At 58.5% G+C, this 18,995-nt stretch carries 19 protein-coding genes; 9 read left to right on the top strand and 10 right to left on the bottom strand.

The genetic code is table 11. The annotated features are described in order from the left end of the window. The first annotated feature begins 48 nt into the window (after positions 1–48). Together hemE and Q672_RS25385 are read left to right on the top strand one after the other, a co-directional pair. Positions 49–1,113, top strand: a complete 1,065-nt coding sequence (gene hemE / locus Q672_RS25390) for a uroporphyrinogen decarboxylase (RefSeq protein WP_022985282.1) — start codon at positions 49–51, stop codon at positions 1,111–1,113. 37 nt (positions 1,114–1,150) lie between these two features. After that, entirely contained in the window at positions 1,151–1,933 is a 783-nt protein-coding gene (locus Q672_RS25385) for a pilin (RefSeq protein ID WP_022985281.1), read from the top strand. Between the two features lie 162 nt (positions 1,934–2,095). Here the strand turns inward: Q672_RS25385 and Q672_RS25380 are convergent, their stop codons facing one another. From Q672_RS25380 to Q672_RS25340, 9 genes are all read right to left on the bottom strand, one after another. Further along, a complete protein-coding gene (locus tag Q672_RS25380) occupies positions 2,096–2,554 on the bottom strand; it encodes a PaaI family thioesterase (protein ID WP_022985280.1) in 459 nt (152 codons plus the stop codon). 87 nt (positions 2,555–2,641) lie between these two features. Further along, on the bottom strand, positions 2,642–2,989 hold the full coding sequence (locus Q672_RS25375) for a 4a-hydroxytetrahydrobiopterin dehydratase (RefSeq protein ID WP_022985279.1): 348 nt from the start codon (positions 2,987–2,989) through the stop codon (positions 2,642–2,644). Positions 2,990–3,057: 68 nt separating this feature from the next. Continuing rightward, positions 3,058–3,786 carry a hypothetical protein gene (locus Q672_RS25370; protein ID WP_022985278.1) on the bottom strand — a complete coding sequence of 243 codons (729 nt, stop codon included), beginning with the start codon at positions 3,784–3,786 and terminating at the stop codon, positions 3,058–3,060. Positions 3,787–3,861: 75 nt separating this feature from the next. Beyond that, complete coding sequence (locus tag Q672_RS25365) at positions 3,862–4,275, bottom strand: hypothetical protein (protein ID WP_022985277.1); 414 nt, start codon at positions 4,273–4,275, stop codon at positions 3,862–3,864. Continuing rightward, positions 4,272–5,087 carry a fatty acid desaturase family protein gene (locus Q672_RS25360; protein ID WP_022985276.1) on the bottom strand — a complete coding sequence of 272 codons (816 nt, stop codon included), beginning with the start codon at positions 5,085–5,087 and terminating at the stop codon, positions 4,272–4,274. Before Q672_RS25360 ends, Q672_RS25365 begins: the two co-directional genes overlap by 4 nt. A gap of 198 nt (positions 5,088–5,285) precedes the next feature. Beyond that, the gene (locus Q672_RS25355; RefSeq protein ID WP_022985275.1) at positions 5,286–6,527 is read right to left on the bottom strand and encodes an acyl-CoA dehydrogenase family protein; all 1,242 of its coding nucleotides are present in this window, start codon (positions 6,525–6,527) and stop codon (positions 5,286–5,288) included. A 153-nt stretch (positions 6,528–6,680) separates the two neighbouring features. After that, complete coding sequence (locus tag Q672_RS25350) at positions 6,681–7,355, bottom strand: 2-phosphosulfolactate phosphatase (protein WP_022985274.1); 675 nt, start codon at positions 7,353–7,355, stop codon at positions 6,681–6,683. Between the two features lie 19 nt (positions 7,356–7,374). Further along, the gene (locus tag Q672_RS25345; RefSeq protein WP_022985273.1) at positions 7,375–7,905 is read right to left on the bottom strand and encodes a hypothetical protein; all 531 of its coding nucleotides are present in this window, start codon (positions 7,903–7,905) and stop codon (positions 7,375–7,377) included. Positions 7,906–7,993: 88 nt separating this feature from the next. Further along, a complete protein-coding gene (locus Q672_RS25340) occupies positions 7,994–8,557 on the bottom strand; it encodes a ComF family protein (RefSeq protein WP_235047192.1) in 564 nt (187 codons plus the stop codon). Between the two features lie 209 nt (positions 8,558–8,766). Here Q672_RS25340 and bioB point away from each other — a divergent pair, with 209 nt between their 5' ends. From bioB to Q672_RS25305, 7 genes are all read left to right on the top strand, one after another. Then, on the top strand, positions 8,767–9,915 hold the full coding sequence (gene bioB, locus Q672_RS25335) for a biotin synthase BioB (protein ID WP_022985271.1): 1,149 nt from the start codon (positions 8,767–8,769) through the stop codon (positions 9,913–9,915). A 145-nt stretch (positions 9,916–10,060) separates the two neighbouring features. Next, the gene (gene bioF, locus Q672_RS25330; RefSeq protein WP_022985270.1) at positions 10,061–11,227 is read left to right on the top strand and encodes an 8-amino-7-oxononanoate synthase; all 1,167 of its coding nucleotides are present in this window, start codon (positions 10,061–10,063) and stop codon (positions 11,225–11,227) included. A 74-nt stretch (positions 11,228–11,301) separates the two neighbouring features. Next, on the top strand, positions 11,302–12,120 hold the full coding sequence (gene bioH / locus Q672_RS25325; RefSeq protein WP_022985269.1) for a pimeloyl-ACP methyl ester esterase BioH: 819 nt from the start codon (positions 11,302–11,304) through the stop codon (positions 12,118–12,120). 116 nt (positions 12,121–12,236) lie between these two features. After that, complete coding sequence (gene bioC / locus Q672_RS25320) at positions 12,237–12,995, top strand: malonyl-ACP O-methyltransferase BioC (RefSeq protein ID WP_022985268.1); 759 nt, start codon at positions 12,237–12,239, stop codon at positions 12,993–12,995. A 53-nt stretch (positions 12,996–13,048) separates the two neighbouring features. After that, positions 13,049–13,693, top strand: coding sequence for a dethiobiotin synthase (gene bioD, locus Q672_RS25315; RefSeq protein WP_022985267.1), 645 nt, complete (start codon positions 13,049–13,051; stop codon positions 13,691–13,693). A 155-nt stretch (positions 13,694–13,848) separates the two neighbouring features. Beyond that, positions 13,849–15,600 (top strand): alkaline phosphatase D family protein, encoded by a 1,752-nt coding sequence (locus Q672_RS25310; protein ID WP_022985266.1) that lies wholly within the window; start codon positions 13,849–13,851, stop codon positions 15,598–15,600. After that, a complete protein-coding gene (locus Q672_RS25305; RefSeq protein WP_022985265.1) occupies positions 15,597–17,705 on the top strand; it encodes a metallophosphoesterase in 2,109 nt (702 codons plus the stop codon). The genes Q672_RS25310 and Q672_RS25305 overlap by 4 nt, the downstream gene beginning before the upstream one ends. A 120-nt stretch (positions 17,706–17,825) precedes the next feature. Here Q672_RS25305 and Q672_RS33800 read toward each other — a convergent pair whose 3' ends face one another. Beyond that, on the bottom strand, positions 17,826–18,857 hold the full coding sequence (locus Q672_RS33800) for a glycosyltransferase family 9 protein (RefSeq protein ID WP_235047191.1): 1,032 nt from the start codon (positions 18,855–18,857) through the stop codon (positions 17,826–17,828). Positions 18,858–18,995 lie beyond the last annotated feature (138 nt).

Raw genomic sequence — 18,995 nt, 5'->3', positions numbered from 1 at the left:
TTCATACTCGTTCGGCACACCGTGTGCCAGTCAGATTCAGGATATTGCATGACCAGCTTTGCGCCACTTCAGAATGATCTCTTCCTGCGTGCACTCAACCGAGAGAATGTTGAACGTACCCCTATCTGGATGATGCGGCAGGCCGGACGTTATTTGCCGGAGTACCGTGCCAGCCGTGAACATGCGGGGTCGTTCATGGATCTGTGCATGAACGCGGATCTTGCCTGTGAAGTTACCTTGCAGCCGCTGGAGCGTTATCCGCTGGACGCGGCGATCCTGTTCTCCGACATTCTTACCATCCCGGATGCCATGGGGCTGGGGCTCTATTTCGAAACGGGTGAAGGGCCGAAGTTCAAGAAGGTGGTGCGCACCGAGGCGGATGTGGCAGCCTTGCCGATTCCCGATCCGGAGACCGATCTCGGCTATGTGATGAAGGCGGTCAGCACCATTCGAGGGGCGCTCAATGGCCGTGTGCCGTTGATCGGCTTTTCCGGTAGCCCGTGGACCCTGGCCACCTACATGGTGGAAGGCGGCTCCAGCAAGGATTTCCGCCACCTCAAGGCCATGGTTTACAGTCAGCCGGAGCTGGCACATGCCATGCTCGACAAACTGGCGCAGTCCGTCACCAGTTACCTCAATGCGCAGATTCGTGCCGGAGCCCAGGCAGTACAGATCTTTGATACCTGGGGTGGGGCATTGTCCGCCGAGGCCTATCAGCAGTTTTCGCTCAAGTACATGAAGCAGATTGTCGACGGGCTGATCCGTGATCATGATGGCCGCAAGGTTCCTGTGATCCTGTTTACCAAAAACGGCGGGCTGTGGCTGGAGTCCATGGCCGAGACCGGTTGTGATGGTCTGGGGTTGGACTGGACCATCAATATTGGGGAAGCCCGTCGCCGTGTCGGTCACAAGGTAGCCCTGCAGGGCAATATGGATCCGGCAGTATTGTATGCAGCACCCGAGGCCATTCGTGCTGAAGTAAAGCGTATCCTCACGGACTTCGGCGATCACCCGGGGCATATTTTTAACCTGGGGCATGGCATTACTCCGCAAGTGGATCCGGAGCATGCGCGGGTGTTTATCGAGGCGGTGCACGAGTTCAGCCAGCGCTGAGGCTGGCGCTCACGAATGGGATAGAGTGGGGGGAGCGATGCGTATCATCTGGGGTTTGCTGCTGCTGATGGTCGGGGCACAGGCTATGGCCATGTCGCTTGCATTGGCAAAGGTTGAGCGAGCCGGTGAAGGAGAAACCGAACAGCAGGTTTGTGCGCGTGCCCTTGAGAAAATGACGGATGAACTCCACACCAGCCTGCTGAGTGTGATCGCGGCAACGGATGCCTATCGGAAACGCAAGCTGGCTTATCGTGAGCGGGCGCTGGATGAAGCCTTGCTTGAGGATGCCTACCGCAGTCAGCTAATGAGTGAAAAGCCTGCGGTAGATGGGCAGCGCTGGAGTGGAACACGCTGCTCATTGCGAGCGCGGTATCGCGCGGATATCGATGCCTTGGCGCGTCGGGTGCCCATGCCGCAGACCAAACTGGCGGCCGTGCCGGAAAAAGAGCCTGTTCCTCCGGGAATTGATCCCCATACCTGGGACTTGTTCAGCGCTAGCCGCGACCGTGCAGAGTTGTCGCAAACCTTTTCGACGGTAGCCGCCTTGCGCATGTATATGATGGAGTATTACATGCACTCCGGAGAGTGGCCGGAAAGCCTCTCTGATCTGGGTGTGGCCCAGGAGCAGATGATCAGTGAGCGGGTGAAGCGGGTCTATCTGCTTCAGGATGGCATGCTGAAGCTGGAATTGGCCGGTCGCCTGGAAGGGCATGAACTGACCACATGGCCTGTGGACAGTCGCGGTCCAAGGGGAGTGGAGTGGAAGTGCACAACAACGGTGGATATGGGGCCGTCCGGTTTTTGTGATCCGGTGGAGTGAGCCGCGGGGTAGATGTCATTCCAGTCGCAAGGTGCTTGAAAGAGCACGGGTGACCCGGCTGATACGACAAGAGGCCGCCTCCTCGGGGAGGCGGCCTCTTGCATGTCGGGGCGATGGATTACGGTCAGTCGTTGAAATTCAACGTATGACTTGCCGCTCTGATTACGCCCCGATCTTGCGCATCTGATAGACGTTGTGAGAAATGGCAACCACTTCCCCGTTGGCGTCCTTTAGCTCTACATCCCATTCGAAATCACACTTGCCCACCTCTTCAGTGGTGCTTTCGATACGGGCAATTTCCTCTTCGCTCAGGGTGACTTCCACAGTGACATCGGTGGTCGCGGGGCGACGGAAGCGAATCGACATGTCCTTGACGATGGGATAGAACTTCTTGGTGTCGAAGGATGTCAGGTAAATGGTGCCGCCAGGCAGCTCGGCAATGGTGTACAGGGCGCCAGCATACATGATGCCCACGTGATTAATGTTGGGCTTGAACGGCATCAGCATCTTGCAATAGCCACGGTCGACTTCCAGCGTCTGTACTTCGCAACGCTCCACGAACGGGAAGGTCTTGTCGCTGGCAGCTTTGATCAGGGTTTTCTGTTCTTCAGTCAGGGCCATGTCAGTTTCTCCTCAGTTACCGGGGATGCTAACAAAGCCTGTGGACGCGTCGGAAAACCGTTTAGTTCAGCGGGATGGCGCAAACGGTCAGTCGTTGAGCAGAGCGTCAGTCTTGGCGGCACAGATAAAGTCGTTGCGGTGCAGGCCACGGATCTTGTGGGTCCACCAGGTCACTGTCACCTTGCCGTACTCCGTGAGAATGGCTGGGTGGTGGCCTTCCTGCTCGGCCAGTTCGCCGACCCGGTTGCTGAAGGCCAGTGCCTGGACGAAATTCCTGAACGGAAAATGCCGCTGCAGTTTCTCGATGCCGTCTTCTTCTACCTGAATCCACTCCGGGATCTGCGGGAACAGCAATTCACGTTCCTGTTCGGTCACCTGGGGAGCATCGGCGCGGCAGGCGTCGCATTGCTGATGGTTGAGTGAGGATGTGCTCATGGGGATGTGATTACCTTGCGTGGATGCATGCGCTTTTCATTGTGCATGCATCCACTGCGGCTAATCAATCAGGCTGGGGCAGCCGGTTCGCACAGCCGCACCGGGTCACCATCGGTGCCGCCAGGGGCCATTTTCTTGAGGATTCGGCGCAGTTTCTCCAGATCGGTGTCATCGCGAACCCGGCCCGGAATCTCCATGCCTGCCGCCAGATTGAGCAGTACTGCCTTCATTTTTTCGGGCATCAGTACAGGCTGACGGTGCTGAAGGACATAAATCAGATCGCCACGTTTGAACAGCAGGAAACCGTAGTAGTAGGTGCCGCTTTCCACGTCAGTGTCCTTGACCTGGGCGGCGTCCACGTTAATCCCGATGATGGCAAACAAGGCCTTGGGGTCAGCGTCTTCGATAAACTCGCGATAGGAGGCTTCGGCGCTGGTGATCATTGGGGCCTTGGCCACCACATCACGCAGATAACTGTTCAGTGTCAGGTTGAGCAAGGTGAGATCCGAGGCGAAGCGCGGGGCCTGGATCATGGGGTGTGTCTGAACGTTCAGGTAATCCACCCGGAACAGACGCCCGTTGCCATCCCAGAAAGTCGCGGAGCCACCATTACGGTCGCAGCGTTCATCCAGCACCACTTCCCCGCGGAAAGTATTGATGCTCAGGTCAAGAATATAGGCGCCGGCCGGTGAGAAGTAGTAATCCCCTTCACGGTCGCCCTGCATACCCTGGCAGCCGGCCAGTAGCGTTACGCTCAGGAGAGACAGCAGGAACGCGGCAGTTTTGATTATTTTCATTATTCGCCCCGAAGATAAAAAGCCTGAAGATCATAGCATAACAGGGGAGGCCTGCCGCCAGTGCAGTGTGGCGCCTTACAATGCGGGCAGATCGGCCAATGGGACAATGGTCTTGCCCGGGGATTCCCTGAGGCTGCGGCCATAGTGCCAGGTGGCTTTCTGGGGATTGTCATACACCCGTACGGGGATCTCGGTCAGGGGGGTGTCACAGGCGTCAATGTTACCGGCTGCCCCGTTGAAGGCCGTTAGCAGAGCGTCGTGCACGTCTTGCTGACGCTGGGCCACTGCCTCGGCACAGCGCAGGTTGCCACTGTTCAGATAGTTAACGGATGGCGAAACCAGCACGTACTGCTCAATCTTGCGCTGGCTGGCGTCGATCACGTTGAGGCATTGATGAACCCAGTAATAGTAGCAGTCGTCAGCTTCAGCCGGGTTGGTGCCGCCCAGCAGAAAGCCGGCCAGCAACAGTGAGCAAAAACGGTATTTCATGAGGGTAGCCCGTCGCGTTGCTGGCGCGCAGGCTCCCACTGCAGCAGCACGTTTTCGGTGATCAGGTGCTCGGGAATTCGGTGACGAATCTGCTCGTGCAGTTCGGGGAGTTGGCTCCAGTGGAGGCCAGGCAGCATATGGTGCGCGGTATGGTAGCCCAGATTCCATGACGGCAAATTGTAGCGTTTGAGCTCCACATTGCGCGACGCATGAAAATGGTCTTCAAAGCCGGTGCCCGCATGCTGACCGTAGGTATTGTCCAGCAGCATGAACAGCATGGAAACCATCGGCAGGACGAATACCAGCAGGGCATTGCGCGGGTCGTACAGCAGGGCGGCGATCAGAGGGAGGTTAGCGAGTACCAACAATCGGAGAAAGCGGCGGTAAAGCACAGGGTGTCGTTTTCCGATCTGGTGAATTTCCGGGTAGATACGCAGTGTATTGATCAGCACATAGCGCCAACGAGGCATTAAACTGCCATCAGCCATTTGCCACGGAGAGGGGTCGTTTTCCGGGTCCAGATAGAGTTTGTGGTGGCCAATATTGTGGTGCAGGGTCCAGCTCAGGGGGCTGGTTCCTGTTTGCAGGTAGAGAATGCATTCAAACAGGCGATTCAGGGGCTTCCTGACAAACGTATTCACGTGGTGATGGTTATGGCAGATGGCGCCACAGGAGACCTGAACCGGCATCAATGCAAGTACGGCCAGCCAGGTTGTCAGCCCTGAGCTGAAGAAAAACAGCATGCATTGAATGAAAAAGACCGCCAACACCAGGGCAACAGCGGCACGATCAGCCCTATAGCGTACTAACATCTCACTCACCTGGGCCAGAAGTCTGGCGCCCACTACGAAGAAGGCGTGAGTTTAGAGGCATCACAAAGTGTGATGAAGACCACATTAACCAGAGGTTTGGGCGCCTTGGTCAATATGGGTACGCTTGTACCTGCCGGGATATGCGCGATTCTGCATTTCAGAAGGCGCCCCACCCACCACAGGTGGGGCGCCAGCAGCTCAGGCTCGGCTTAACAGGTCTCGGGCGATAGCGATCACCTGCATTTCGTCGGTCCCGGCATAAATCTGCAGGATCTTGGCGTCGCGCATCAGTTGCTCGACACGGGATTCTCGCATGTAGCCGTAGCCACCATGAATCTGTACCGCCTCGGTGGCGACTTCCATGGCCGTCTGTGCGGCATAGAGTTTCATGGCAGAGGCTTCGGCCAGGGTCATCTGCTTGCCTTCGGCGGTCATCTCGATATAGCGGAATACCATGTTCTGCAGGTTGGTACGGGCCACTTCCATCTTGGCCAGCTTGAGCTGGATCAGCTGGTTCTGGCCGATCGGACGGCCGAACTGGCTACGGTCGTTGGCGTACTGGACAGACAGCTCCATGGCGCGCTCCACCATGCCCAGTGCCATGGCAGCAACGCCGGCGCGTTCCTGCATGAACGTGCCCTTGGCGCCGCTGCGGCCGTAGCTGTCTTCGCTGCCGCCAAGCAGACGATCTGCTCCGACTTTCACGTCGGACAGGAACAGCTCGCCGGTGGGGGAGGAGCCAATGCCCATCTTCTTGAATGGCTTGGACTGTTCCAGACCCTCCATACCGCTGTCGAGGATGAATGAAACGATTTTGCGTTGCTCGGCCGGCACGCCTTCCTCGTCGAGCTTGCAGATCAGGATAATGGTGTCGGCAAAGGGACCGTTGGTGATCCAGGTCTTGCTGCCATTGATGATGTAACCGCCATTGCCGTCGCGGCGGGCCACGGTTTTCATCTGGCCGAAGGCGTCGGAGCCGGCATTGGGTTCAGAGATTGCCCAGGCACCCACTTTTTCCAGGGTCAGCAGCGGTAGCGCCCAGCGTTCTTTCTGTTCAATGGTGCCTTTGCTCATGATGGCGCCACCGGCGAGGCCCATGGAGACACCCATGGCGGTCACCAATCCCTGCGCATGGCGGCAGATCTCGATAATGGGGATCATGCGCATGGCGGCTTCTTCTCCGGCCATGGCGGAAGGGCCTTCTTTCTTCTTTTTCTCTACGGCCTCGCCGGCGGCGATGGCCTTTTCTCTGGCCAGCTGTTTTTCAAAACTCTGCTGGGCCATCACATCCATGCCAAATGTCTTGATCAGCTTGCGCAGGATGTCGTAAGGCGGTACGCCGTTGTATTCGATGTCATCCAGTTTTGGCACGACTTCCTTCTCCACGAAGTCGCGTACCATTTTCTGGATCATCTGTTGTTGTTCTGACCACTGAATCATGGGGGTGTCCTGTCCGTATTAGGTTGTCCCCACATTAACAAGATCTTTCCTGGGGTCGCATTGATCATAACGGACGGAAATCTTGACGTTCGGGATCAATGCCCGAGCGTCAAAGGGTGCAGATGTTCGGGCAGACCCCTGGTCAGGGGAGCGTTATTGGGCGGTGATGCAGGGGAAGGGATCGAAGCGGACGCGCATGACCAAGGCGTCAGGGCCCTCGGTGCTGGCGGCGGCTTCAATGTCGGCGGCCCGCAGGCGTGGGTGGGTGCCGTTGAAAAACTTCTGGGCGGCGTGGGCGTTCAGGGTGCGATCCCTGGCCTGTTCGTAGGTGATGCCCTCTCCACCCAGCAAATGGCGAATGTATTCGGCGCAGGCCACATCCTCATCGCCGGTGGGGTGGGAAGCCACCAGCACCACCGTGGGCGGGTTCTGTTGGCGCAGGTAGTTGGCGGTAGCTTCGGCATTGACCAGGCCGGCCACCAGCACTTCCCGGCTGTCGCGGGCACGTAATGTGGCAGCGACCCCGTTGGTGGTCCTCATGATCATTTCCCGACCGGCCAGCTCGGCCTGATCAATCTCCCAGGGGGAATTGCCGAAGTCGAAGCCCTTGATGGGCAGGGCATCCACTTCACCGGCCAGCAGGGCATTGGGCAGATGCTCATCGCGCAGGGCAAAAGCCTGTTCCGCACTGGCCACCGGCCAGATACAACGCAGGCCCTTGCGGAAAGCATGGTGGCTGGTGGTGAACGCACGAATCACATCGATTACAACCGTGATGCCGTGAATGTTATGGGGCGGGTTATGCCCTTGAGCAATATGTATTTCCATGTCGGCTCGCGGGGGTGGGCTAGAACAACAGACCAATGCCCCAGGTGGCGTTGTCGAAAATTTCTTCCTCGTCTTCCAGGTACTGCTCAATGGCAATGGTGAAGGTCAGTCGGTCACCCAGGGTGAGTCGGTCTTTTGGGGTGCGTTTGCCAGTGAAGAAATCGACGATAGAGCGATAGTTGAAGTCGGACCGAAAGCGAATGAGTCCGTCATGATTACCGTGGCCGTACTGGATTTGGGCGATGCGGCCGAATCCAGTGCCGAGATAGACATTATTTACGCGCTCACCATCGGCTTCAGAAAACTCATCCACTTTTTCTGACCGCAGCGGTGAGTCGCCAAATTTCTTGGTGGCCACGCCGCCATTGATCGCCACACTGCTGTAGTTGGCGTCGACGAAAAAACCGGTGTCGATTTTTTCGGTAGGGTCGACACGACCCACTGAAAACACGGTGCCCCTGATAAGGGTGACGCCGCTATAGCGGTCTTCGGCAATGGCCGTCAGTGGCAGAACCAGCAGTGCAACCAGCAAGCTTGTTATTGTTTTCATTTCATTCCCTCCATCAACAAGCCGTTATTATGCCTAGGCTGCGATGGGGTTTCACCCATTGTGAACGGACGTATCGGAAAAGGGGCGCTTAGCGCCGCGAGGGTGGCAGTGTGCGGGCTAATGTCCAGACATTGACCTCACGAGCGCCTGCGTCCAGGAGGGTGCGGCTTGCGGCTCTGGCACTGCTGCCGGTGGTCATAACGTCGTCAATCAGAGTGATGGATAAGCCTGCCATCGGCAGAACGCAGCGAAAGGCCTGGCGTAAATTCCGTTCCCGTTGAGTGCGCTTCAGCCCTTGTTGGCTGGCAGTCGCACGTTGGCGTAACAATGCGGGCAACAGCGGCCGCTGCCAGAGGCGGGAAAGTTGGCTGGCAAGTCGCTGGCTTTGATCAAAGCCCCGCCACCAGCATCGTTGCCAGTGAGCAGGCAGGGCACACAGGGCGTCAGTGTCCGGCCAGGGTAAGGGCATGTCTGCCAACAATTGTTCCAGAGCGTTTTCGCAGACCAGGTCTCCGTGGTGCTTGTAGCGTTGAATCAGGCGATCCAGCGGATGGCTATAGATCAGCGGGGCATGGCTGGCGGCAAAAGGGGGCGGCCGGCGAACACAGCGACCGCACAGCGGCGGAGGCTGGCTGTTGTTTGCGCCAGGCATGGGCAGGCTGCAGCGGCAGAGTGGGCCCTGCAAGGAGGGCAGCAGCACCGTGCACTGGGCACAGAGCAGGCTACGGCTCATTTTTCCGCATAGCAGGCAAGGGCAGAAATGATCAAAAAATGACCTGCAGTAAACTTTTGTTGCGGCTTTCCAGTTGACAGGTGGCATGTCGCTCCCTAGCCTGTTGATTCCCGTTCAGGAGAGACACCATGCCCGCCACCGCCAGCATTACCCAGACGCCAGAGTCGCAAACGGCTGTACGCCATGACTGGAAGCGTAGTGAGATCGAAGCCCTGTTTGCTCTGCCGTTCAATGACTTGTTGTTCCAGGCAGCGGCTATCCATCGGGCCAATTTCGATCCGAATGCGGTGCAGGTCAGCACCCTGCTGTCGATCAAGACCGGGGCTTGCCCGGAAGACTGCAAGTATTGCTCCCAGTCCGGCCACTACAACACCGAGCTGGAAAAGGAAAAGCTGCTGGAAGTCGCCCGCGTGGTGGAAGAAGCCAAAGCTGCCCGCGACAAAGGGGCGTCCCGTTTCTGCATGGGGGCGGCTTGGCGCAGCCCCCGCGACCGAGACATGCCGTTTGTGCTCGACATGATCCGCCAGGTGAAAGGGCTGGGCATGGAAACCTGCATGACTCTGGGTATGCTGGATCAGGGCCAGGCCGAGGCGCTGGCGGACGCCGGACTGGACTACTACAACCACAACCTGGACACCTCGCCGGAGTATTACGGCAAGGTGATTACCACGCGGACCTACAATGATCGTCTGAGCACCCTGGCCAATGTCCGTGATGCCGGCATGAAGGTGTGTTGTGGGGGCATTGTTGGCATGGGCGAGCAGCGTGATGACCGCGTCGGTTTGCTGCAGCAGCTGGCCAACTTGCCGCACCATCCGGAGTCGGTGCCGATCAACATGCTGGTGAAGATTGAAGGTACACCGCTGGCGGATGTGGCAGATCTGGATCCCTTCGAGTTCGTGCGTACCGTGGCGGTGGCGCGCATCCTGATGCCTGAATCCTACGTGCGGTTGTCTGCCGGTCGTCAGGAAATGAACGATGAGGCCCAGGCGCTGTGTTTCATGGCCGGTGCCAATTCCATCTTCTACGGTGAGCGTTTGCTGACCACCGACAACCCGGAAGCCAATCACGACCAGCAGCTCTTCAAGCGTTTGGGCATTCATCCGCTGGATCCGCGTCATGAAGCGTCTGACGAAGCCCATGAAGAAGCCATCAAGGCGCAGGTGGCCGAGCAGGAGGCGGAAGATGCTGGACTGTTCTATAACGCCATGGACAAACGTTCCGCGAAGCACGTGCTCGACAAGGACACAGGCCGCCCTGCTGCTGCCGAGCATTGATTCTCCGCAGGGTGGCAACCGGCGTGAGCCGATCTCCACCGGTGGCTGATGGCCATGCCGGGTATCCATTTTCTCCAGCCATTGATTGGCGCTTACGTCGCGGCGGAGATTGGCTGACGCCAATTTCCGCCCTACGGGTTTCGCAATGACCTTTGATCTCGCCGCCGATCTTGAAAAGCGCCGCCAGCAACATCGCTTTCGCGAGCCGCTGGTTATGGACGGCCCCTGTGGTCGCGTTGCGCGCTTGGCAGGGCGTGATTACCTGAATTTCTGTAGTAACGACTATCTGGGACTGGCCAATGACCCGGAGGTAGTTGCTGCCTTTCAGCAGGCAGCCGGTAGCTGGGGTGTGGGCAGCGGCGCTTCTCATCTGGTGTGCGGTCATCAGCGTCCCCACCAGGATCTGGAGGAGGCGCTGGCAGCGCACACCGGCCGTGAACGCGCCTTGCTGTTTTCCACGGGCTATATGGCCAATCTGGGTGTGATGTCTGCGCTGCTGGGCAAGTCTGACGCGGTCTTCGAAGACCGGCTTAATCATGCGTCCCTGCTCGACGGAGGCTTGCTCAGCGGCGCCCGTTTTCGTCGCTTCGCCCACAACGACCCTACTGCACTGGAGCGCCTGCTGCAGCGCAGCGAAGCGCGCCGCAAACTGGCGGTGGTCGATGGCGTGTTCAGCATGGATGGCGACGAAGCACCCCTGGCGGCGCTGGCGAATGTGTGCGAGGCCAATGACGCCTGGCTGATGGTGGATGATGCCCATGGCATTGGCGTGCTGGATGAGCAGGGGCGAGGGTCACTGTTCTCCCAGGGCGTCAATGATCGCGTGCAGGTTCTGATGGGCACCCTGGGCAAGGGGCAGGGTACCGGTGGTGCCTTTGTGGCTGGCAGTCATGAATTGATCGAGACCCTGATACAATTCGCCCGCACTTTCATTTACACCACCGCCATGCCGGCGGCGGTGGCGGCGGCCACGCTCACCAGCCTGAAGAAATCACAGCAGGAACACTGGCGCCGGGAAAAACTGGCGGAGCTGGTCACGCGCTTTCGTGCCGGTGCCAGCGAGCTGGGCTACACCCTGATGGACTCGCAGACACCGATCCAGCCGATCCTGATTGGCAGCGATGCCGATGCCATGGCGCTGAGTGCGGCCCTCCGGGAAAAAGGTTTTCTGATTACCGCGATCCGCCCGCCCACTGTGCCGGAAGGTGAAGCGCGCTTGCGCGTGACCCTGTCTGCGGCCCATGAACTGGCGGATGTGGATGCGTTGCTGGCAGCGCTTGATGAAGTCGGACGTCGGAAGTCGGACGCCTGACGCTCAAAACGGCCAGCCTGTTTTACTTCTGCCGTCAGACTTCCGACGTCAGACCCGTGACCAAAGGATCTTTGATGCCCAAGCTGATTCCCTACCACAACACCTACAAGGCCACTGGCGTAGAGGATGCCGAGGCGCAGGATGTCGTCCTGATTCACGGCTGGGGGCTGCACGCCATCGTTTTCGATGACATCGTGCCGGCGTTGCTGGAACGGTTCAGGGTGACGGTGGTGGATCTGCCCGGCATGGGCCAGAGCCCGCTGCCAGCGGCGGATTACACCCTGGATTTTCTGGCGGATCAGATGCTGGGGATCATGCCGGAGAAAGCCCATGTGCTGGGCTGGTCGCTGGGTGGCCTGGTGGCGCTGGCCATGGCGGACAAGGCACCGCAGCGGGTGCAGTCGGTGGTTACGGTAGCGGCGTCTCCTCGTTTTACCTCGACAGAGGGTTGGGGCACCGCCATGAAGCCGGACATTCTCGGCAAGTTTGCGGAAATGTTTGCTGAGGATCAGGAGGGCACCCTGGTGCGTTTTCTGGCCCTCAACTGCAAGGGCAGTGCCTCCATGCGCGCCGATACGGCGCGGCTCAAGGAGATTCTTTATTTCTGCGGACTGCCTGCGCCCAAAGCCTTGCGGGGCGGGCTGGATATTCTTCGTGATGCGGATATGCGCGCGGTGTTGCCGACGCTGCCCATGCCGGTGCTGATGGTGTTTGGCGAAAACGATCATATTGTTCCTGCGGCCGCCATGGCGGCCAGTGAGGCCTTGATCAATACCGGTCGCACGGCCTTGATCGAGCAGGTGGCCCATGTGCCGTTCCTGTCAGCACCGGACACCTTCACCCAGGCCATCTATGACTTCTGGCGGGAATATGCTCTGACGTCGGATGTCTGACGCCGGACACAAAATTATTCTGATTTGATGGTTTGATTATTGTCGTCAGACGTCCGACCACAGACGTCTGACTTGTTTCAAGGAGCGCGAGCATTCAAGCGACAGCAGACAAGCAGTTGGTCGGCCAGCACTTCAGCCGCGCCGCGCGCAGCTACGATGAGCACGCGATCCTGCAGCTGGCCGTGGGGCGCTCGCTGGTGCAGCGCTTGCCGGCGCAGTTGCCGGTGAATCATGCACTGGACCTGGGCTGCGCCACCGCGCCCTTTGCCCGGGCCCAGCAGCAGGCTCTGCCGGATGTGCACTGGCAGGCGGTGGATTTGTCTCCAGCCATGCTGGCAGAAGCGGCCGTGCGTGGCCGCCTGAATGAACGCTATCAGCCTCTGTGTGCCGATGCGGAACAGCTGCCGCTGGCCGAGGCCAGTCAGGGGCTGGTGTTCAGTTGCTTCGCCCTGCAGTGGTGTGATCCGCAGGCCGTGTTGCAAGACATTTCCCGGGTGCTGGCGCCAGCTGGGCGTGTGCTGCTGGCGGTGCCGTTGGGTGGTTCGTTGCAGGAACTGCAGCAAAGCTGGCAGGCGGTGAACCAACGCCCCCATGTGAATGCATTACCGACATTCAACGACTGGCAAAACGCGGCGTTCAAGGCAGGTTTTGCCGATCCGGATTTGCAGCAGCAGGTGATGGTGGAATACTACGACTCGGTCAAATCCATCGCCCGCCGCCTGAAGGCAACCGGTGCCGACCACGTCAGTGGCGCCACCGGCCTGACGGGAAAAAATGCCTGGCAGGCAATGGTGGCCGAATACGAAACGAAAAGAACCTCGCAAGGCTTGCCGCTCACCTGGAATGTGCTGTTTCTGGAAGCGGAAAAGTCGTGAGTTGAAAGTTCAACGGATCAGCCGTTAGCTACCCACTCTTGAGTCAGAACGCCATGGAAAATCAGAAACCACCCCTTCCTGCCCTGAAAGGCATTTTCTTTGTCACTGGCACCGACACCGAAGTTGGCAAGACCTGGGTCAGTTGTCGCCTGCTGGAGCGTGCCCGTGAAGCGGGGCTGAGTTGCTACGGTCTCAAGCCGATTGCGGCTGGCTGCGAAGCGACAGCTGATGGCTGGCAGAACGAGGACGCGCTGCAGTTAATGGCGGCCAGCTCGGTGAAGCTTCCCTATGAGACGGTGAATCCCGTCGCTCTCAAAGCGGCCATTGCGCCACATATTGCTGCGCAGCAGGAAGGCAAGGTGGTGACGCTGGCCAGACTGGCAGGTTATGTGCGAGGGGCGCTGAATGCGCACAAAGCCGATCTGATTCTCATCGAGGGTGCCGGGGGCTGGCGGGTCCCACTGAATGATCGGGAAATGTTGTCAGGGTTGGCCAAGGAGTTGGCGTTGCCGGTGATTCAGGTGGTGGGCATGAAGCTGGGTTGCATCAGCCATGCGTTGCTGACGGCTGAAGCGATTGAAAAGGACGGCTTGCAGTACGCCGGCACCATGGCCAATTGTTTTGGGGATATGGACGTGCGCGAAGAAAATCTGTTGACCCTTCGCCAGCATTTGCCGGGCGCATTTGCCATCGTTTAAACATGCGTATGTCACACCCTCGTCACCTTTAACTGGGCGGTTACAGGTCGCTACATAGCACTACAGTGCTACTACCCAAGGCTCACTGTTGCCGTGCAATTTCCTGCCTACTCTTGGAAAGCTGTTGTTGATGACAGCTTTTCAGGGGGTAAGGCATGGATCGAATCCGTCGTAATCTTGTGCAGGCTATCGGGGCCGGCACCACACTGGCATTGGCAGGCTGTGGCGGGGGAAGCAGCTCCTCCACCCCGGTGGTCAATAATCCCGCGCCAAATGTTCCTGCTGATCCTGAGCCGCCCGGCGGTCCGGATGCGTTGCCATCTGTGGCGTTTCTGCATGGTGTGGCCTCTGGAGACCCGCTGGCGGACAGAGTGATCCTGTGGACTCGTGTGACCCCGGACCAATCCGGCGTGGTGGTGCCGGTGGAGGTGAAGGTCGCCAGCGATCCGGCCATGCAGCAGATGGTCTCCTCGTATACGACCACCACCAATGCGGATGCGGATTACTGCGTCAAGATTGATGCCGACGGGCTGGATGCCGGGCGTTGGTATTACTACCAGTTTCAGGTGGGGGAGACGCAGTCTCCAGTGGGGCGGACGCGCACCTTTCCCGCCGCCGCAGATTTCATCGATCGCGCCCGTTTTGCCGTCGTTTCCTGTTCGAATTTTCCCTATGGTTTTTTCTCGGTGTACCGGGCGGTGGCCAACCAGGGTGACCTGGATTTTGTGCTGCACCTGGGTGATTACGTGTATGAGTATGGGGCCGGCGAATACGGCGACTTCCCCGAGCGGGATCCGCAGCCTTCTAATGAGATGGTCAGCCTGTCGGATTACCGCCTGCGTCATGCCCAGTACAAAACCGATGAAGATCTGCAGGCGGTACATCAGCAGTTCCCGATGATTGCGGTCTGGGATGATCATGAGTCCACCGATAACAGTTACCGCGATGGTGCCAGTAACCACCAGCCGCTGACGGAAGGCGACTGGGAAACCCGAAAGGGGGTTGCCCGTCAGGCGTATTTCGAATGGCTGCCGATTCGTCCCCGCGAGCCGGGTAATCACGATGTGATCTACCGACAGTTCCGTTTTGGTGATCTGATTGATCTGACCATGCTTGATACCCGTCTTGAGGGGCGTGATGCCCAGTTGACGGTGCCGCTGGATCCCGCACGCAATGATGAAGACCGTCATCTGATCAGTAGCGAGCAAATGGATTTTCTGCTGGAGGCGCTCAGCCAGTCTGATGCCCACTGGCGCTTTATCGGTCAGCAGGTAATGTTCGCCCAGCTCAATATTTTGGAAATTCCCAGTCTGGATGAGCGGAGTGCGCAGCTTCGCGGCAATCTGTCCGCCATCAACATGGATCAGTGGGACGGGTATGCAGCCGATCGGTTGACCATTCTCAATCACATCGACGATCACGACATCGACAATGTGGTGATCCTGACCGGTGATATTCATACCTCCTGGGCCAATGAAATTTACCGTAATCCGGGTTCCCTTCTTGGCGACCTTTTCGACAAGCCGCTGGCGGCAGAGTTTGTGACGCCGGCCGTGACCAGTCCGGGCTTTCCGGAGGGGGCGGCCGAGGTGGCCGGCGTGCTGATTCCGGTAGTCAATCCGCATATCCGTTACGTGGAAGCAAAATCCCGCGGGTTCATTCTGGTGGATGTGACGCGCGACCGGGCCCAAGGGGAGTTCTATTACGCGCAAAGCATCGACTCCTATGATCTGCGTGGCCAGATTGATACCCGTAAAACCAAAGTTGTTGCGGTGAAAAGTGGCGATAGTCGTATCGTGGAAGATGGCCCTGTGTCACGCCCGCGCACCCTGCGCACCGCCCTGTTTCATCCTCCTGTTTCCTCCCCCGTCGGTGGGGTCAAATCACGTAAAGAGGTGTTGTCATGATGTCCCCGTGGAAAGTATTGCCGCTGGTTGCGGCCATTGCATTGGTCGCCTGTGGTGGTGATAGCGGGGGCTCCTCCGGAGGCAGCTCCAGTAACTCTGCGACCCCGAATCAACCCTCAGACCCTGGTGGTGAGGCGGGAGATGATGGCGAGGGAGGGGGCGATGGAAGCGCATCGGGGAATCCCCCCGCCGCCCTGCGTTTTATTGTGATTGGCGATTCCGGTAGCGGCTCAGAAGGTCAGTATGCGGTGGGTGAAGCCATTGCCGAGGTGTGTGACCGCAAGGATGAATTCGTTGACGATATGGCCTTTCCTGGCTGCGACCTGGTGGTAGGGCTGGGCGACAATATCTATGAATCCGGGGTGACCAGTGTGGATGATCCCCAGTTTGAAGATAAATTTGAAAAGCCTTTTGAGCCGGTACAGCTGCCTTTCTACATGGTGCTGGGAAATCATGACAACACCGGCTATGTGGGCGGTGATGGCGCGGGGAACGCCCGTGGCATGTTCCAGGTGGACTACACCTATTTTGACGGCAAATTGTCTAACCGTTGGAACATGCCGGATCGTTACTACCAACACAGTGCCGGGACGACGACCCTGGGCGGGCGCCCGCTGGTGGATTTCTTCGCGCTGGATTCCAACCCCATTGCGGGAGGATTTGCCGACCCGGATATTGCTTACGCGTATCACACCTATGGTATTGATCAACGCAACTGGGCGGTGAATGCAATCGGCAGCTCTAATGCGGTGTTCAAGATTGCCATGGCACACCACCCCTATCTCTCCAACGGCACGCATGGCAACGCCGGTAACTATGATGGTGTGCCCAGTGAAATTCTTCCGGTGTTGGCTGGTGAGCGCTGGAAAGCCTTTATGGAAGAAGCGGTGTGTGATCAAACCGATTTCTTCCTGGCCGGGCATGACCATGATCTTCAGGTACTTGAAGCCGTTCCGGCCTGTGGGCGCACAGAGTTTGTGGTGAGTGGTGCAGCCGGGAAGACCCGTTCCATTGATGACCCGGAACGCAATGCGGCCCGCTTTCAGCAGGGCGATGAATATGGCTTCTTCTGGGTCAAAGCAACCGAAGCCGACCCGGACACCATGGCACCGGCCACCCTGTGTCTTGAGGCCTACACCGTGAAGCCCGGCACAGAAGGACTCGGTGTGGTTGCGAGCGGTAGTGATACGCTCACCCCCAGTTATACCCATTGCTTCGAAAAACAACCCATGGCAATGATCGCCCCAAGCAATGATTTTTCGGGGCAGGCGCTGGGGGGCTATGCCTTGCCGCTGCCGTTGCCGGAGGGCTTCGATGCAGACTTTACCGGCCCGCTCAAGGAGCTGCGTGAAACCCTGCTCGCCGGATTTACCCAGGCAGGCAGCCATTTGCCTGAAGAGCAGCGACAGGTGTTTGATCAGATGTTGGCCGGTACCGACATCCTGTTTAACGCACTGGATGCGGCTACCGCGGCTATTTTGAGCGGTGACAGCGGCGAGATTGAGCAGGCTCTGCAGGCGGTGCTGGCGGCTTCCGAGCAGCTTGAAGCCATAGATACTGAAGCATTGCCTGCTCCCTTCGACCAGCTGGGCGGAGCCTTTGCGTCTTTGGCAGACGGTTTTGGTAATGCGGGTGTCGCGCCGGGTGAAGGCAGTACCGTCGACGATATTGCGTTTATTGCAGGCCCGCTTGTGGCGCTGGCGCGTAACCTGAATAACATCCTCGATGGTATTGAAGAGCAGGTGCCTGGTGAGGTGCCGGTGCTGGCAGGGCTGACGTCCGTGTTGTCCACGGTATCGCTTGGTCTGGCCAATACCCTCGAGCAGTTGGTAATGCTGGATACCTCGGCCACCGGGGAGCAGCTGGTGGGTACGGTTCATGCCACACTGGAATCGCTGGTGACCGATGTGCTTTGGCTCAACCAGATTCCAGGAGCGGGGGATTATGCGACCTTGCCAGGGGATGCACTGTCTTCCACGTTGCTGACGGTGGTGCGTGAAGTGACGGAACAACTGGATGAACGGGTGCTTGGCCCATTGGGGCCGCTGCTGGATCTGTTGTCGCCGATCACCAATTTGCTGGCAGGATTGTTTGACCGGTTTTAGGATCGTTGGGGTTCGCCCTGATTGAACGAAACCGCGGAGCTTGCTCCGCGGTTTTTTTTTGGCGAAAGAAAAAGAGCGCGTGGTGGGAGGCGAGTTCCCGGAAGTGCGTGGTATTGAGGTTTAACGCATCACCGTCGGGCGGTGATGTCCACAGACACTCTGGTCGCCATTCAGTGCTCCCAGGGTTTCCAGAGTAGCAATGACTCTGTCGACGGTGATGCCTTGCAGGCAGGGGTAGCTGTCCATGACGCAGCTGTTGCGCTGGCATTGCGAATGGCACTGGCGTTGGCGTAACACCGTTGCCCGACGGGATAGCGGCGACCAGAGTGTGTCGTTGGTGGGGCCAAACAATCCAACCGTGGCAAGCCCGCAAGCTGCAGCCAGATGCATCGGACCGCTGTCGTTACCCACATACCCCCGGCTCTGCTGCATCAGGGCCACCAGTGCCTCGAGGCTGAGCTGGTCGCACAGGTTCATGGCGGGTTCGCAAAGAAAGGTCTGAATACGCTCAATCTGCGCGCGATCCTTTGCGCCGGCACCGATCAGAATCGGGGTCGCGCCCAGCCGGCGCAGTCGTTGGCAGAGACTGGCAAATTGTTCCGGATGCCACATCTTGTAAGTCTTGGTGGCACCGGGGTGAATCAGTATTGGCGTCGGTTGCAGGGTGGGCTGCAACGGATGTTGGGCAATGTCCTGCAGGCCTGCCTTTGTAGCGTTGAGGTCAAGATAGCAAGCGGGTGAGGTGGCAGCAGGCAAGCTCAGGCTCGCGTAGTCTTGCCAGCGATGGCCGGATAAATCACGTCCGTGGCTGTGACTGTAAAACCAGCGGCTGTGTCGACGAGTAGGGCCGTGGCGGCTGGTGGCGCCACTGAGCAAACTGAGTGTCGCTGATTTTTGTTCCCCCTCGATATCCACGCTGTGTTCAGCGCGAAAGCGACGCAGGGCAAGCAGAAAACGCAGATAATGCCGGGAGCGATGCAGAAAGGACTTGTGAGAGGCCAGTTCAGCATCCGGGTACCACAGCACCCTGGTTTCGCCGGGTAGCGCCATGGCAATAATGGGTTGATAGCGCTGATCAATGACCAGCAAGCTCTCTTCCTGAGCAGCCAGCATGGCCTTCAGATGTGGCAAGGCAATCAGCAGATTACCCATGTGACTGCAGGGAAAAAGAATCAGCTGGCGAGGCATGGCAGCAGCGGGAGTGTCATCCTTAACATGGAGAACCAGCCTACCCACAGCCTGTGACACGCAGATGACAACAGGAAAGGCGCTATCGGCTGTGGCCTACGT

Source organism: Alcanivorax sp. P2S70 (genome assembly GCF_000475295.1).
In the GTDB taxonomy this organism is placed as follows: Bacteria; Pseudomonadota; Gammaproteobacteria; order Pseudomonadales; family Alcanivoracaceae; genus Alcanivorax; species Alcanivorax profundi.
The sequence above is the reverse complement of the archived record's forward strand: the minus strand, read 5'-3'. Positions and strand labels throughout refer to the sequence as shown.